This is a genomic window from Rhodococcus sp. WAY2 (genome assembly GCF_009859915.1).
GTDB classification, from domain to species: Bacteria; Actinomycetota; Actinomycetes; order Mycobacteriales; family Mycobacteriaceae; genus Rhodococcus_F; species Rhodococcus_F oxybenzonivorans.
The window spans coordinates 4,041,670-4,055,147 of the sequence record NZ_CP046572.1; the positions used below are offsets into that span (position 1 = coordinate 4,041,670).

At 62.9% G+C, this 13,478-nt stretch carries 12 protein-coding genes; 2 read left to right on the forward strand and 10 right to left on the reverse strand.

What is annotated here, in order from left to right; all coding sequences use genetic code 11:
• The first annotated feature begins 6 nt into the window (after positions 1-6).
• Positions 7-723 carry an SDR family NAD(P)-dependent oxidoreductase gene (locus GFS60_RS18585; RefSeq protein ID WP_159923463.1) on the forward strand — a complete coding sequence of 239 codons (717 nt, stop codon included), beginning with the start codon at positions 7-9 and terminating at the stop codon, positions 721-723.
• 719 nt (positions 724-1,442) lie between these two features.
• On the opposite strand, the gene GFS60_RS18590 is transcribed toward GFS60_RS18585, so the two are convergent.
• The 5 genes from GFS60_RS18590 to GFS60_RS18610 all read right to left on the reverse strand — a co-directional run bounded on the left by GFS60_RS18590 (position 1,443) and on the right by GFS60_RS18610 (position 7,145).
• The gene (locus tag GFS60_RS18590; protein WP_159923465.1) at positions 1,443-2,306 is read right to left on the reverse strand and encodes an acyl-CoA thioesterase; all 864 of its coding nucleotides are present in this window, start codon (positions 2,304-2,306) and stop codon (positions 1,443-1,445) included.
• Positions 2,307-2,388: 82 nt separating this feature from the next.
• Entirely contained in the window at positions 2,389-3,537 is a 1,149-nt protein-coding gene (locus tag GFS60_RS18595; RefSeq protein WP_159923467.1) for an acyl-CoA dehydrogenase family protein, read from the reverse strand.
• A 103-nt stretch (positions 3,538-3,640) separates the two neighbouring features.
• On the reverse strand, positions 3,641-4,699 hold the full coding sequence (locus GFS60_RS18600; RefSeq protein WP_159923469.1) for an acyl-CoA dehydrogenase family protein: 1,059 nt from the start codon (positions 4,697-4,699) through the stop codon (positions 3,641-3,643).
• Positions 4,696-5,850 (reverse strand): acyl-CoA dehydrogenase family protein, encoded by a 1,155-nt coding sequence (locus tag GFS60_RS18605; RefSeq protein ID WP_159923471.1) that lies wholly within the window; start codon positions 5,848-5,850, stop codon positions 4,696-4,698. The genes GFS60_RS18600 and GFS60_RS18605 overlap by 4 nt, the downstream gene beginning before the upstream one ends.
• An 86-nt stretch (positions 5,851-5,936) precedes the next feature.
• Entirely contained in the window at positions 5,937-7,145 is a 1,209-nt protein-coding gene (locus tag GFS60_RS18610) for an amidohydrolase family protein (protein WP_159923473.1), read from the reverse strand.
• Between the two features lie 366 nt (positions 7,146-7,511).
• Between GFS60_RS18610 and GFS60_RS18615 the strand changes: the two genes are divergently transcribed.
• On the forward strand, positions 7,512-7,685 hold the full coding sequence (locus GFS60_RS18615) for a hypothetical protein (protein WP_159923475.1): 174 nt from the start codon (positions 7,512-7,514) through the stop codon (positions 7,683-7,685).
• A gap of 27 nt (positions 7,686-7,712) precedes the next feature.
• Here the strand turns inward: GFS60_RS18615 and GFS60_RS18620 are convergent, their stop codons facing one another.
• From GFS60_RS18620 to GFS60_RS18640, 5 genes are all read right to left on the reverse strand, one after another.
• Positions 7,713-8,309 carry a TetR family transcriptional regulator gene (locus tag GFS60_RS18620; RefSeq protein ID WP_159923477.1) on the reverse strand — a complete coding sequence of 199 codons (597 nt, stop codon included), beginning with the start codon at positions 8,307-8,309 and terminating at the stop codon, positions 7,713-7,715.
• A gap of 94 nt (positions 8,310-8,403) precedes the next feature.
• Complete coding sequence (locus tag GFS60_RS18625; protein WP_159923479.1) at positions 8,404-9,870, reverse strand: class I adenylate-forming enzyme family protein; 1,467 nt, start codon at positions 9,868-9,870, stop codon at positions 8,404-8,406.
• Positions 9,867-10,763, reverse strand: coding sequence for an enoyl-CoA hydratase (locus GFS60_RS18630; protein ID WP_159923481.1), 897 nt, complete (start codon positions 10,761-10,763; stop codon positions 9,867-9,869). The genes GFS60_RS18625 and GFS60_RS18630 overlap by 4 nt, the downstream gene beginning before the upstream one ends.
• Positions 10,764-10,915: 152 nt before the next feature.
• Positions 10,916-12,148 carry a CaiB/BaiF CoA transferase family protein gene (locus GFS60_RS18635; RefSeq protein ID WP_159923483.1) on the reverse strand — a complete coding sequence of 411 codons (1,233 nt, stop codon included), beginning with the start codon at positions 12,146-12,148 and terminating at the stop codon, positions 10,916-10,918.
• A complete protein-coding gene (locus tag GFS60_RS18640) occupies positions 12,145-13,386 on the reverse strand; it encodes an acyl-CoA dehydrogenase family protein (RefSeq protein WP_159923485.1) in 1,242 nt (413 codons plus the stop codon). The genes GFS60_RS18635 and GFS60_RS18640 overlap by 4 nt, the downstream gene beginning before the upstream one ends.
• Positions 13,387-13,478 lie beyond the last annotated feature (92 nt).

The window sequence follows — 13,478 nt, forward strand, 5'->3', positions numbered from 1 at the left end:
CGGCGAATGGCTAAGGACTCGAAGGGAAGACCGGTGGCGAAGCACACGGTAATCGTGTCGGGAGGCAGCGGGGGACTGGGTGTCGCTGTCGTCAGGAAACTCATCGACACCGGATGGCATGTTGTTGTGCCATGGATCGCTGAGGCGGAACTCGAACGGTTGCCGCAGTCGGAACTAATTACTCTGTGCAGGGCAGACCTGTTCGTTGAAGAGCAGGTCCGGGCCGTCATCGTTGCAGCGCAACGTAACTCAGAGGCACCGTTGAAGGCCGTCGTGAACCTGGTCGGAGGGTTTGCCATGGGCGACTTAATTGCTGATACGTCGATCGATGATTTCGACCGCATGATGCAGCTGAATCTTCGGCCACTCTACCTGCTCACGCAAGCCGCACTTCCGTCGCTGATCGAAGCGGGCGGTGGCTCGATCGTGGGAGTCTCGGCGCGTTCTGCCTTCACTCCGTTCGCGGGAGCCGCCGGCTATATCACGGCCAAAGCGGCCGTGTGGGCGTTCGTGAACGCGCTTTCTGTGGAGTATCGCGACTCCGGAGTCAGAGCCAATGTCATCGTGCCGTCGGTGATCGACACCCCCGGTAACCGTGCATCGCAACCAGAGGCCTCACGTCATGGATGGGTGTCACCCGAGCGGGTTGCCGAGACGATCGAATTCCTGGTATCCGACGCAGCGAGTTCGGTGAACGGTGCTCGAGTGCCGGTCTCCGGATAAAGCTCGGCAAAAATATGGTGGACGGCCGATGTGGCCACTCGCCGATACGTTCCGATGTCAGTCGCAAGATGTTGCCCAATTCATCGAGACCAACAATCTGGCGCTCATTCGTCTGATGCGTGAGACGAGGGACTTGCTGAGACCCGGTGGCCGCTTCATCACGATGGCGATCAGTTTCGGTCGTCTACGTCGTGAAGCGGCAATTGGGCACCCGCGTCTCGAGGTTTTCGCTGACGCGTTCGGACTCCTCCGGGGCCCGAGCCCCCTCCGTGCGTAGAGGGAAAGTGATGGCAGCCAATGGATGTGTTGGATACCGACTGGAGTCGAACTGCCGCGGAGCCATATTGGCCGAGCAAGGAATCCGCGATGCCTGCATGCGTTACTGGGCTGGAGTGGACCAGCGCAAGCCTCTCACTCGTCTCATAGGCTGGCGAGTCAGTCGACTACCCTCGGCCACGCAGGAACCGCCTCAGCCATCAGCTTTACGGTCGCTGCTGCAGGTTCACCGTCGATCGATGGCCGAAACCGGGGTGGGTCTACGGGAAGTGCCCCGTTCGATGCGAAGGCATGTCAAGTAGTTGAGGCTTGCCGGTCGAACAGTCGAACGGCACAGAAGGCCACCGTCTCCATCGCGCCGCTGGCTCCCGCTACAAAACATCTCGGAAGAGCCACTTGGATGTGCCTGTGCTCGACATCGTCGCCTGCAGCCCCACTGAGTCTCACGACACAGGGCGAATGAGGCCCTCCTGAAGTACCGAGGCCACGTGGACCCCGTCCGCGGTGTAGAACGCGCCCCGGCACAACCCCAGCCCGCCGTAGGCCGTGGGCGACACCTGGTCGTAGAGGAGCCACTCGTCGACCCTGAATGGCCGATGAAACCACACGCAGTGATCCAGGGAGGCGATCATCACGCCTGGATGAGTGGGAGGAAGGCCGTGAGGGAGGAGCGATGTAGAAAGGAATGTCAAGTCTGCGATGCAGGCCAGTAGGGCATTGTGTGTGTTCTGTCTGGAGGTAGGGAGTGGCTCGACCGCCCGCATCCATACCTGAGAGTGTGCAGTAAGACCGGTAGTGCTCGCCGGGGCGCTCGCTGGTCCCGTGGGCACGATCCGGATGTCGAGTTGCTCCCACTCGCGGTAGAACTGGGGCCACTCGTCGGGTCGATCATGGGCCAGTTCGGCTGCGCTGTGCAGGTCGTCCGGCGGCGTGGTGCTCGGGACCGGAAGCTGGTGGTCGAATCCGTCCACTTCCTCGCGATGATAGGACATGCGTGCCGAGAACAGTCGAACATCGCCCTGGTACGCGTCGACATTCCGGCTCGCGAATGAACCGCCGTCTCGTACGCGTTCGACGGCGAATCGGATCGGCCGGTCCGCGCTACCCGGACGCAGGAACTGGCACTGGACCGAGTGTGCCGGCCAGGGTTCGGACAGAGTCTGTGATGCGGCCTCCATCGCCATACCGGCTACCTGGCCACCGAACACTCGGGGAAGCCGGTAACGGGTCGGTTGGCCTTCGAAGACCGTAGGCGCGATCTGTTCGATTTCGATCAGCTCCAGCAGATCACGGTGCTTCACGGACATGAGTGCTCCTCGGGGCGTGTTGATCCACGGCGGCGGTTACGGGTGGGTTGGCGTCGGATCGCGGCCTGGGATTGCCGAGGCGTCAGTAGCCGAGTTTGCGGCCGACCAGATCGAGCATGATCTCGTTCGTGCCACCGTAGATCCTCTGGACACGCGCGTCGCGCCACAACCTGGCGATTTCGTACTCGTTCATGTAGCCGTAGCCACCATGCAGTTGGAGGCAGCGGTCGACGATCTTCCACTGGGTCTCGGTCGTCCACCACTTCGCACCGGCGGCCTCCTCGGCCGTCAACTCGCCCGAGTTCACTCGCATGATGCACTCGTCGACATAGATCTGCATAACATCGATCTCGATCTTCATCTGTGCGAGCGCGTGACGATTGATCTGGAACTTGCCGATCTCTTGGCCGAAGGCCTTGCGTTCGTGTGCGTATTCGCTGGCGAGAGCGACGGCACGGCGTGCCTGCGCGACGGCGTGGATTCCGATCGCCAGTCGTTCGGCCGGCAGGTTACGCATCAGGTGGTAGAAGCCCCGGTTCTCTTCGCCGAGGAGGTTCTCCACCGGAACTCGCACATTGTCGAAGAATAGTTCGGCGGTGTCCGCGGCCTTCTGGCCGATCTTGTCGAGATTGCGGCCGCGGGTGAAGCCCTCCATGCCGGTTTCCAGGACGATCAGACTGATGCCCTGGTGGGGCTTCTCGGCATTGGGATCGGTGCGGCAGACGACGACGACGAGGTCGGCCAGCATTCCGTTCGAGATGAACGTCTTCGCGCCGTTGACGACGAAATGGTCACCTTCGCGTCGGGCGGACGTCTTGACGTTCGCCAGATCCGATCCGGCGCCTGGTTCCGACATCGCGATCGCCGTGATGTACTCACCGGACATGTACTTGGGCAGCCAGCGCTGCTTCTGCTCATCCGTTGTCAAATCGCGGAAGTATCCGGCGAGAATGTCGTTCTGCACACCAAGGCCGATTCCGACAGAGCCGGTCGCGTGGTACTCCTCGTTGAGGATCGCGTTGAAGCGAAAATCGTCGATGTCGGAACCCCCGAACTTCTCCGGCATGTCCCACCCAATGAGGCCCAGCTTCCCGGCCTCGAGCCAGGCGTCGCGATCGGCGTAGCCACGTTCCTCCCATTCCACGGAGTGGGGTGCGCAATGGGTCTCGAAGAACGCTCGTGCGGTTGCCCGAAACTCGTCGTGTTCGGGTTCGAAAATTTTACGTTGCATCGGTTATCCCTCCGTCTGGAACTGGAACGGTGACCGCTGTGCGGTCTCGGTAATCAGCTGAATTGAGTTTCTGTTAACAGTTGTGGAAACGTCCTGCAGGGAGTCAGTGGGAAACCGCGAACTCCCACACCGACCCGTCTGAGCGCATGGCGCGACGTCCGAGGTCGGTCGACCACTCGGTCGGTGTCCCGAAATCACGGTTCCAGGACAGGGCACGAGTGGTGAAGTGCCGCAACTGGTGGTCGAGGGTGAATCCGATGGCACCGAACGCTTGGTGCACGTTGCGGCCGACTCCCACCGCGGCTCGCCCGGCCTGAATCTTTGCCACGGCTGTGGCAATCGAGGTCGTATCGGACACGAACCCGTCCTCAGCGGCGACGGTGACGGCGTGTGCGGTCGCGGCCTTCGCTGTCGTCAACAGGCCGACGGAGCGAGCGATCAGATCCTGCACCGCCTGGAACCTGCCGATCGGCCGACCGAACTGATGCCGTTCCGAGACATGAGTGATCGCGAGATCGAGGGAGCGCTCCAGCGCACCGCAGATTTGGATCGATCGAGCCCATGCTCCCCGTGTCCGCAGCTGCATGCGAAGGTCGGACGACACCGAGGTGACATCGAGGTCCCGGCCGGCGAAACGGACGACGGCGCAGTTCTCGCCGGCTAGGTCGCCGACGGGCGTGATCGTCGCACGATCCAGCGGAAGGTACCCGATGAAGTCCTTCCCGACGATCAGGATGTCCGCGGCCACCGCTGCCCACGGAACTGCAGGCAAGCGGATGTCGTCGGCGGAGATTTGCGAACGTGCCAGATCGACGCAGACGGCGGTGCTCGGAGATCCCGATGGGGTTTCGCCGAGCTCGGTGAGTAGCCAGGCGCCCAGCAGATCGGTTTCGGCGAGGGGGGCAGGAAGTGCATGGAATCCGCCGCGATCGAGCAGGATGGATGCTTCCATGAGTCCGGCGCCGCTACCGCCCGAAGACTCGGGTGTGGTCAACAGTGTCAGACCTGCCTCGCCGAGAAGGTCCCATGCGTCGACCGAAAATGGGAGGGACACAGTCGGACTGTGGAGGTGGGGCTCGACGATCGATGCGAACATGTCGTCGGCCAGTTCGCGCAACGCGTTGATTTCGTCCGCGGTGGGTACGTGCAAGGTCGATGTCATCGAAGTCCCAATCCTCGGGCGATGACCCCGCGGAGAATCTCGCTGGTGCCACCGCGAAGTGTAAAACCGGGGGAGTGCAGCAGAGCTTCGGCAAGCAGCCGGGAGATCTCGTCGTCCGACTCCAGATCAGGACGGACCTCGGGAATCAGCTCGGCGCACTCGCTCACGAGGCGTTGTTCGTAGGACGTGCCGATCTCCTTGACCACGGCCGCGCTCAGATCGGCCGACTCGTTACCGGATAGCGCACGCGCGACGGAACCGGAGAGGTGGCGCAACGTCATCAGGTCGGCGACGAGGCCGCCGAGTGTCGTCATCGCACCGCTGTTCTCGGGGTCCAGTCGGGTCGCGACACTGTCGAGTAGCGGTTGCGGTGAGAGGAACCGCTCCGGCCCACTCCGTTCGAAACCGAGTTCCGACCCGACCTGGCCCCAGCCCGAACCTATGGCGCCCACGACCATGTCATCTGGTACGAAGACGCGGTCGAGGACGACCTCGTTGAAGTGGTGCTGTCCGGTCAGTAATTTGATTGGTCTGATCTCGATGCCCGGTGAGTCGAGGGGGACGAGGAATTGGCTCAGGCCGTCGTGGCGGTGGGTCGGATCGAGTTCCGACGTACGAGCGAGGACGAAGAAGGCTTCGCTGTGGTGAGCTCCGGAAGTCCAGACCTTGGTCCCGGTGACGTGCCATCCGCCGTCAGCGCGAACGCCCCGGGTGCGAACTGCGGCCAGGTCGGAACCAGCCTCAGGTTCGCTCATTCCGATCGCGAAGTGGCAAGTGCCGTTGGCGATTCGGGTCAGATAACGCTCACGTTGGACGGTGTTCCCGTGCCGGACCAGTGCCGGGGCGACCTGCCGGTCAGCGACCCAGTGGGCGGCGACGGGGGCACCGTGGGCAAGGAGTTCCTCGGTGACGACAAAACGTTCCAGGTGGGTACGTCCCGGACCCCCGAAGTCGGTAGGGATTGTCATACCGACCCAACCCTGACGGGCGAGACGTTGGCTGAATCCGGGATCCCACGAGGAGATCCAGGAGTCCACACGGGACTCCCACCGGTATTGCTCGCGATCCGCGGCGAGGAATTCCCTGACCGCTCTGCGGAGGTCAATTGTCTCCGCAGGGAGCGGGACAACATCCGGGACTAATCCAATCATGGTCGGAACCACCTCTTGCTCGATAGGTGTTGCGCGGCGCCGTGGATTCGGGAGGGACCACGGCGCCGCGCTCGATCAGCCGACGGTCAGGCGCCGGTGAACAGTCCTATTCCGTTGTCGCGCAGGAACAGTTTTCGTCGTTCTTCTCCGAGCCCTTCGGCCTTCTGGAAGAAGTCGGCCGGTTCGCGCAGACCCTCGGCGTGTGGCCAGTCCGAACCCATGACCAAGCAGTCCACCGTGCCGAGCTTGTCGGCCATGGTGACCGTGTCGTCCTCCGGGTACGGGACTACGCGGATGTGGTTCTTGAAGATCGTGCTCGGCCGCTCGGACAGCTGGCCTCCGAGCCAGCGGCCGTTCCGTGCCATGCCGCGACTCTTGTCCATGTGCCGGATGAAGTGCGGAACCCACTCGGCTCCGAACTCGCTGACAAGGACCCTGATATTCGGGAAGCGGCCGAACAGGTTGTCGAAGATCAGGGCCGATAGGGTGTCGGTGATTGGCCGCTCGCCGTAGGTGTTCTGCCACTGCCATGCGGAGAACTGGAAGGGCGGAACCAACTTCCAACCCCAGTCTGCGGCGACATTGGCCTGATAGTAGAACTCCGAGATGTGGTACGAGACGACAATCTTCGCCTCGTTGACGCGGGCCCAGAACGGGTCGAAGTAGGGATCACCGGGGGATCGGCCGTAAGCGGGGCCGGCAGGGAGCATGATGAACCGCGCGCCCGCGTTCAGAACTCGGTCCAACTCGGCACAGGCCCGATCAAGGTCGCGCAACGACAGCAACGCAGGAGCGTGGATTGTGTCCTTGTAGCAAAAGCCCCAGTCCTCATCGATCCAACGGTTGAACGACTCGAGGTTGTCGTAGAGAACCTCCGCGTCGTCAAGGTAGGCCTCCGCGAGCAGTCCCCAGCCGCCCGGGTACATCACGGTCTTCTCGATCTGCTGCTCGGCGAGCTGGATGAGACGCTTGTCCCGGTCGCGGTACTCCGGCTGGATGGGCTCGTAGAACCGCTCGGCGTCGGTAGCGTTACCTGAAGCCCGTTGTTTGAGCATCTCGACCAGAGATCCCGGTACGTAGGCCTGTTCGAGGTCTGCTTCGAGGGCGGTGACGATGCGGTCGTTCGCAAGCAGGACCTTACGGTCGAACCCGGGTGCTTCGATCGGCCGTACCGCCGTGTGCAGCTTGTTCTTCGGCATGAAGCGTGTGAATGCGTCCGGTGCCTCGTAGGAGTGCTGGTCGAAGTCTGTCAGTAGGTAGGGGAGCTTTCCCACAGAGTTCTGGATCAGCGCCATTGCTCACCTCCGGGTGTGTCGTCTCGGCAGGACGATGTTTGGTGGAGATCTCCACCGTTGATTTGGTGGAAGAGTTCCACCGTAGATTTGGTGGAAAAGTTCCACCGATGTGAGACAGAGTATCAGTCTGAGAACTTGTCGCGCAATGGCTATACCGGTATATAATTAAGCTTATCAGCGAGGGTGTTCTGCCGGAACGCCATGACCGGTGGACGTACTTTTGGAGGTATGCACATGGAACCTAACCGAGTCGGAAGCGACTCCGTTCTTCGCCACGCGTGCAGGGATTTTCGCCCAGTGGAAGGCGGCCGAAGGCTGGCGGTGCCGCGTGCCGGCGTCCTGCCGGGCCGGCCTGCGAACGAGATTATGGCGTTCGCTCGGATGTGGTTGCCCTACGGTGGGGCTCCCGCCGACGAGATCTTCGAGCAATTCGGCATGTCGACGCGCCGCTTCCGTGAAGCGCTCTGGGCAAGTGTCCGTGCTACCGGTGCGAATTTGAGCGACCAGATAGCCCTCGCCGCCGTCTATCCGCGCGTATAGGCGCGGATCAGACCTCGCGCGTCGGGCTCACCGGCCCTCTAGGCCGCACAGACGAAGTGCGTCAGCGAACTGATCCCCGAGAATCCGTTCGATGGTGGTGTCCTCCGGGCTGGCCTGCCACGCCCAAAGGGCGGCCGCGAGGCAGGCCACGGCGAGGTTGGCGAGAAGAATATCCGTTGTGGCGGGAGACTGCTCATCGCGTTCCCGCGCGAGCTGCCGGGCGATGCCACGTTCCCACCGCAGTCGCATTCGCATGCTGCGTGCCTCGAGTTCGCGGGTGGTCATGACCAGACGTGTCAGGCGCTGTCCCTCCGAAGAATCGTCGTCGAGCAGACCGCGACCGAAGCGGGCCACCGGTGATGCCAGGGCGGCGAGGTTCTGGCGCGGGTCTTCCCGTTCGGCGATGTGTGCCACCATCTCGGCGACCGCGTCGGTCTCGTTGGTGAACAGCACTTCCTCCTTGGACCCGTAGTAGCGAAAGAAGGTCGCGCGTGACACCCCTGCCAGTTCCGTGATCTCGTCGACACCAGTGGCGTCGTAGCCTTGCTTCTCGAAGAGCTCCAAAGCGGCATTCTCGATGTCGCGGCGCGTCCGGGTTCGGTTCCGTTCGCGAAGCGACGTCATGATGTCTACTCTCCTGTTCGGGTGCTGTGCCATGCACGATGGGATAGAGCGACGATAGCAACGTCGAGCTGTCGAGGATGTGGTCGTCGGGTGGCTAGCTGCTACCGCTGCGAAGAAGCGCCCGTTGCAGCTTGCCTGCCGAGGTGCGGGGGAGCCGGTCGACGAAGACGACCTTGCGAGGGAGTTTGTAGCTTGCTAAGCGATCCGCGAGGTCGGCCAGCAAATCGTCCGGCGAGACCGGCTCGGAAGCGACCACGAATGCGACAACCTGTTCGCCGCGCCGTTCGTCGGGGCGCCCGATAACTGCGGCGTCCGTCACTGCGGGATGGCGGAGGAGCTCGATCTCGACCTCGGCCGGCGCTACCTGGAATCCCGACACCTTGATCATGTCCTTCCGGCGGTCGACAATCCACAGACGGCCATCGGGATCGATCCGGCCCACGTCCCCTGTGCGGAGCCACCCACCGGGGAGAAACGTCTCGTCGGCGGCATCCGCGGGTTGCGTCGTGTAGCCGCTCGCCACACACGGGCTGCGCACCTCGATTTCATTGTCCACACCGAGCCGGATCTCGGTGCCTGCGGTTGGGAATCCAGGTGAGTCCAGGCGCCACAGGGCAGGCGAATCGACCGGGTTGAACGCAGTCGCAAATGCTTCGGTCATGCCATACGAGCAGAGAAATCCGATTCCAGTTCGGGACGTGATCACCGACGCAAGGTGCTCCGGAACGGCGCTTCCTCCCCACATGAAGAACCGAAGACCGGGAAAGTCTCGCCGGCTCAGGGTGGGGAGTTCCGCCAAGCGGTTGGCCACACTTCCGGCAAGAGGCCACACTGTAACGGCGTCCTCCCTGAGTTGTCGGATGCACTGGTCGAAGTCGAACCGCTCGAACAGGGTGACCTTCGCCCCCGCGGATACTGCGGCGCCCATCATGGACGTACCGAAGATATGGCACAGCGGCAGGGAGATCTGGAGTCGATCCTTTTCCGTCAGGTGCAGGTGCCGTACGAGCTGGCCGATGCCGCCCGCCAGGCTTGCGTGGGTGTGCACCACACCTTTAGGGAGGCCAGTCGTGCCAGAGGAGAATGGGATGCACAGTTCACGGCGCGAATGCCCCGAGCCGGGATCGTGGTCCGTCGAGATCACCGGAATCTCGGTGCCGCACGGACTCGTGCGGATCTCCTCGGCGCGAATGCAGACAGGAAAACCGCCTGCCATCCGCTCGTGCCGTGCCGCGACGATCGCTGCTTGCGCGCCGACCGGCGCAAGCGTACGCCGGAGCTCCACGTCGGTCCAGTAGGGGTTCGGTGTCACGAACGCCGCGCCGATCCGGGCGAGTGCGAACTGCGCGAAGACATACTCAGGGCTGTTCTCCAACAGAAGCACGGTACGCATTCCGGCACGTATACCGGCGTCGAAAAGTAGAAGTTCAGTTCGATGGACGGCGCGGTCGAACTCACGGAATGTCCATCGCTCTCCTTCGAATTCGAGAGCGACCCGCTCAGGCCACCGTTCGGCGGCTCGTGCCGGAAGCGATGCATAGTGGGTGAATCGTTTGATCATGCGCGGTGTGGATTCGCGGTCTGCAGCGGTCCGGCAGCTTTCCAGTCCTCGATGTCAGGGCCCGGTTTCGCCGCCGGAAACTTGTCCTCGTGCAGCGCCGTCCAGTGTGCATGACCCAGCTGGTGCAGACCGAAACTGTGGCGGAGCGACTCCTGAAATCCCATCGCATCCACTGCGCCATTGACCGAGTCCTTGATCAGGAGGCGGGCCATCGCCGGCCGGCGGGCGATGCGACTCGCGAACTCGACGGTACGCTCGCCGAGTTCCTCCCCGGGGAACACCTTGGACACCATGCCGATCCGGTGCGCCTCCTCCGCATCGATGGCATCTCCGGTCAGGAGGAGCTCCTTCGCCCTGCGCGGCCCGAACTCGAACGGGTGCGCCATGTACTCCACCCCGGGCATCCCCAGCCGAACCGCCACGACATCGGCGAACAACGTGTCCTCCGCCGCCACAATGAGGTCGCATGCCCACATCAGCATGAGCCCGGCCGAAATCACCTTGCCGTGGACCTGCGCGATGGTGATCTTCCGCAACTCCCGCCACCGCCGGGTGCACTCGAAGTAGTAGTGCCACTCTTGCCTCATACGGCGCTCGACGTGAGACTCCGCCGTACCACCGTCGATGCGGAACGTCGGATGCTGGCGGGGCCCGGGCAACTCCTCGAGTGCCGCGATCTCGGAGCCCATATCGTGACCGGACGAGAATCCGGCTCCGCTGCCGGACAGAATGATCACATCGATCGAATCGTCCTGCTCGGCTCGCCGGAACGCATCGTCAAGCTCGGTCAGCAGACCTCGGTTCTGTGCGTTCCTCGTCTCGGGACGATCGAGGACGATGCGAGCGATGTTGCCCGCACCCACCCTCTCGTACCGGATGAATGTGTAGGTCATCTCGAGTCCTTCATTCTGTTTCTGACATCACAATTGCAGCGGGCGCCGTTGGATACTCGGTTAGGGGACGCGTACCGGTGGTCGTCAACTCACACCGCGCAGCTCGTGTGGTGGCGAGCGATGCAGCCGGAGTCGACTATCCCAGGGTTCCATCAGACGACGCCCAATTTGTGCAGACGGGCCACATCTTCCGGACCCTTGCCGAGGACTCCGGTCAGAATTTCGTCGGTGTGCTCACCGAGATTCGGCGGCCGACGGTACTCCGCGATCGGCGTCTGCGAGAGCCGAATCGGGTTCCGGAGCAAGTCGAGCTCGTCGTCCTCGTCGCGCTGGAGCATCCCACGGTGGACAACCTGAGGATTCGCGAACACCTCGGGGATCGAGTTCACCGGACTGCATGGAACGCCCGCCTCCTCCAACCGTTTCACCCAATGCGCGGACGGGTGCTGCCGGAAGATCGCTGACAGCTCGTCGAGAACGAGATCGCGATTCTCGATGCGGGCCGAGACGGTCGCGAACCGCGGATCGTCGACGAGTTCGTCCCGTCCGAGAGCCCGTGCGAGTGCCGCGAATTGAGGTGCTGTGCTCGCGACGACGAAGATGTCCTCACCATCCGCGCACTCGAAGGCCTGGGACGGGATGCCGCCGAAGCCACCGTTGCCGCGGCGAGGGGCGGGAACCCCGGAGACGAGGTAGTTCTGCACGTAGTGCGAGAGGGAGGCCAGCCCGCAGTCGAGCAGCGATATGTCGATGTACTGACCGGCACCGTCCGAGACATCGCGATGCCGAAGAGCAGCCAGGATGGCGGAGGTCGTGTAGAGGCCGGTGATGACGTCGACCATCGAGACACCGACCTTCATCGGGCCCGCTCCGGGCTCGCCGTCAGGATGGCCGGACACGCTCATCATGCCGCACATTGCCTGGAAGACCCCGTCGTATCCGGCCCGCGATGCATAAGGGCCGTCCTGACCGAAGCCCGTCACGGAGCAATAGATCAGGCCGGGATTGACCTTACGCAGTTCGTCGTAGCCGAGCCCGTACTTCGACAGCACCCCGGTTCGAAAGTTTTCGATAAGTACGTCGGACTCGGCGGCGATCGCGCGAATCAGATCGGCACCCTCCGTCCGTGAGTGATCGACCGTGATGGATCTCTTGTTCCGGTTGGTGCTCAAGTAGAAGCCGGACGTGCGATCCTCGGGATCGCCCAGGAACGGGGGGCCGTACTGTCGGGCGTCGTCACCGGAGCCTGGGCGCTCCACCTTGATGATGTCGGCGCCGAGATCGCCGAGGAGCTGCGTGGCGAACGGAGCGGCCAGGATGCGACTGAGATCCAGAATGCGTATCCCGCTCAGCGCGCCTGCGACTGGATTGGCAGAGCTGGTCATCGGCGGGGCTCCTTCGGAAGATTCAGCACACGCTCACTAATGATGTTTTTTTGGATTTCACTGGCGCCCGCATAGATCGTTTCTGCGCGACTTCGGATGAATGCGCGACGCATCGCCGTCGCCTCGTCGATGGTCACTTCCTGGGTGTTCGGATCACCGTCCGTTCGCCAGTCCGTTCCGAGCAGAGCCTCCGGACCGAGCACGTCCATTGCTACGTCGGTGAACTTCTGGTGCCATTTCGACCAGTAGTACTTGCCGATCGATGCCTCCGGGCCGAACTTGCCCTCGCGCAGCGCGGTGGTCAATGTCCGCAGATTGTTGTATGCCATGATCTGCAGGCCGATATACGAGTCGACAATCCGGCTCCGCAGCGCCGGATCGTCGAGTGCACCGCGATGCCGTGCGAGCGTCTCCAGATGCTTCATCTCGCGGACGAACGAGAACTGGTAGTTGAGTACCGACGTGGCCCGCTCGTGTCCGAGGGTGGTCATCGCGGCGCTCCAACCGACACCCACCGGACCGAGGACGTTGTCCTGAGAGGTGCGGGCATCGTCGAAGAAGACCTCGTTGAAGCCGCTGTCCCCGAGCATTGTTCGAATGGGCCGAACGGTGACGCCTGGTTGGTCCATTGGAATGAGCAGATAGGACAGACCGGCGTGCTTAGAGGAGTGAGGGTCCGTCCGCACGATTGCAAACATCCAGTTCGCGTGGTGGGCGAAGGTGGTCCAGATCTTCTGACCGTTGATCACCCACTCCGTTCCGTCGAGCTGCGCCCGAGTTCCCACATTGGCGAGGTCGGAGCCTGCACCGGGCTCGGAGTACCCCTGGCACCAGACCACCTCGCCGCGGGACATGGGTAGCAGGAGTCGCTTCTTCTGTTCCTCGGTGCCGTAGCTCAAGGCCGTCGGCGCCATCAATGTCTCTCCGTGAAAGGCGGCACGTGGGGGGGCTCCGGAACGCGCATACTCCATCGCGAAGATGATTTCCTGGGTCATGGTGGCGCCGCGGCCACCATATTCGGGCGGCCACGAGAGGCCGAGCCAGTTGCCGCGGCCGAGTTCGTGCTCCCAGGCGCGACGCAACTCCCAGTTGTCATCATCGTCGGGGCCGCCACGGTCGGCCTGGCCGGCGAACTCCCCGGTCAGGTGGTCGGCGAACCAGGTCCGCACCTCCTCTCGGAAGTCGCGGTCGGCGTCGGAAAGGGTGAGCCCGCCGAAACTGTCTACTGAGGCATCCATGGCCGTATAGTACAATTAGTTATCGAATTAGACGAGATGCGTGGGTGGATAGGTCGGAAAACCTGAAGGCCCGGACCCAAGCGGAGTGGTGT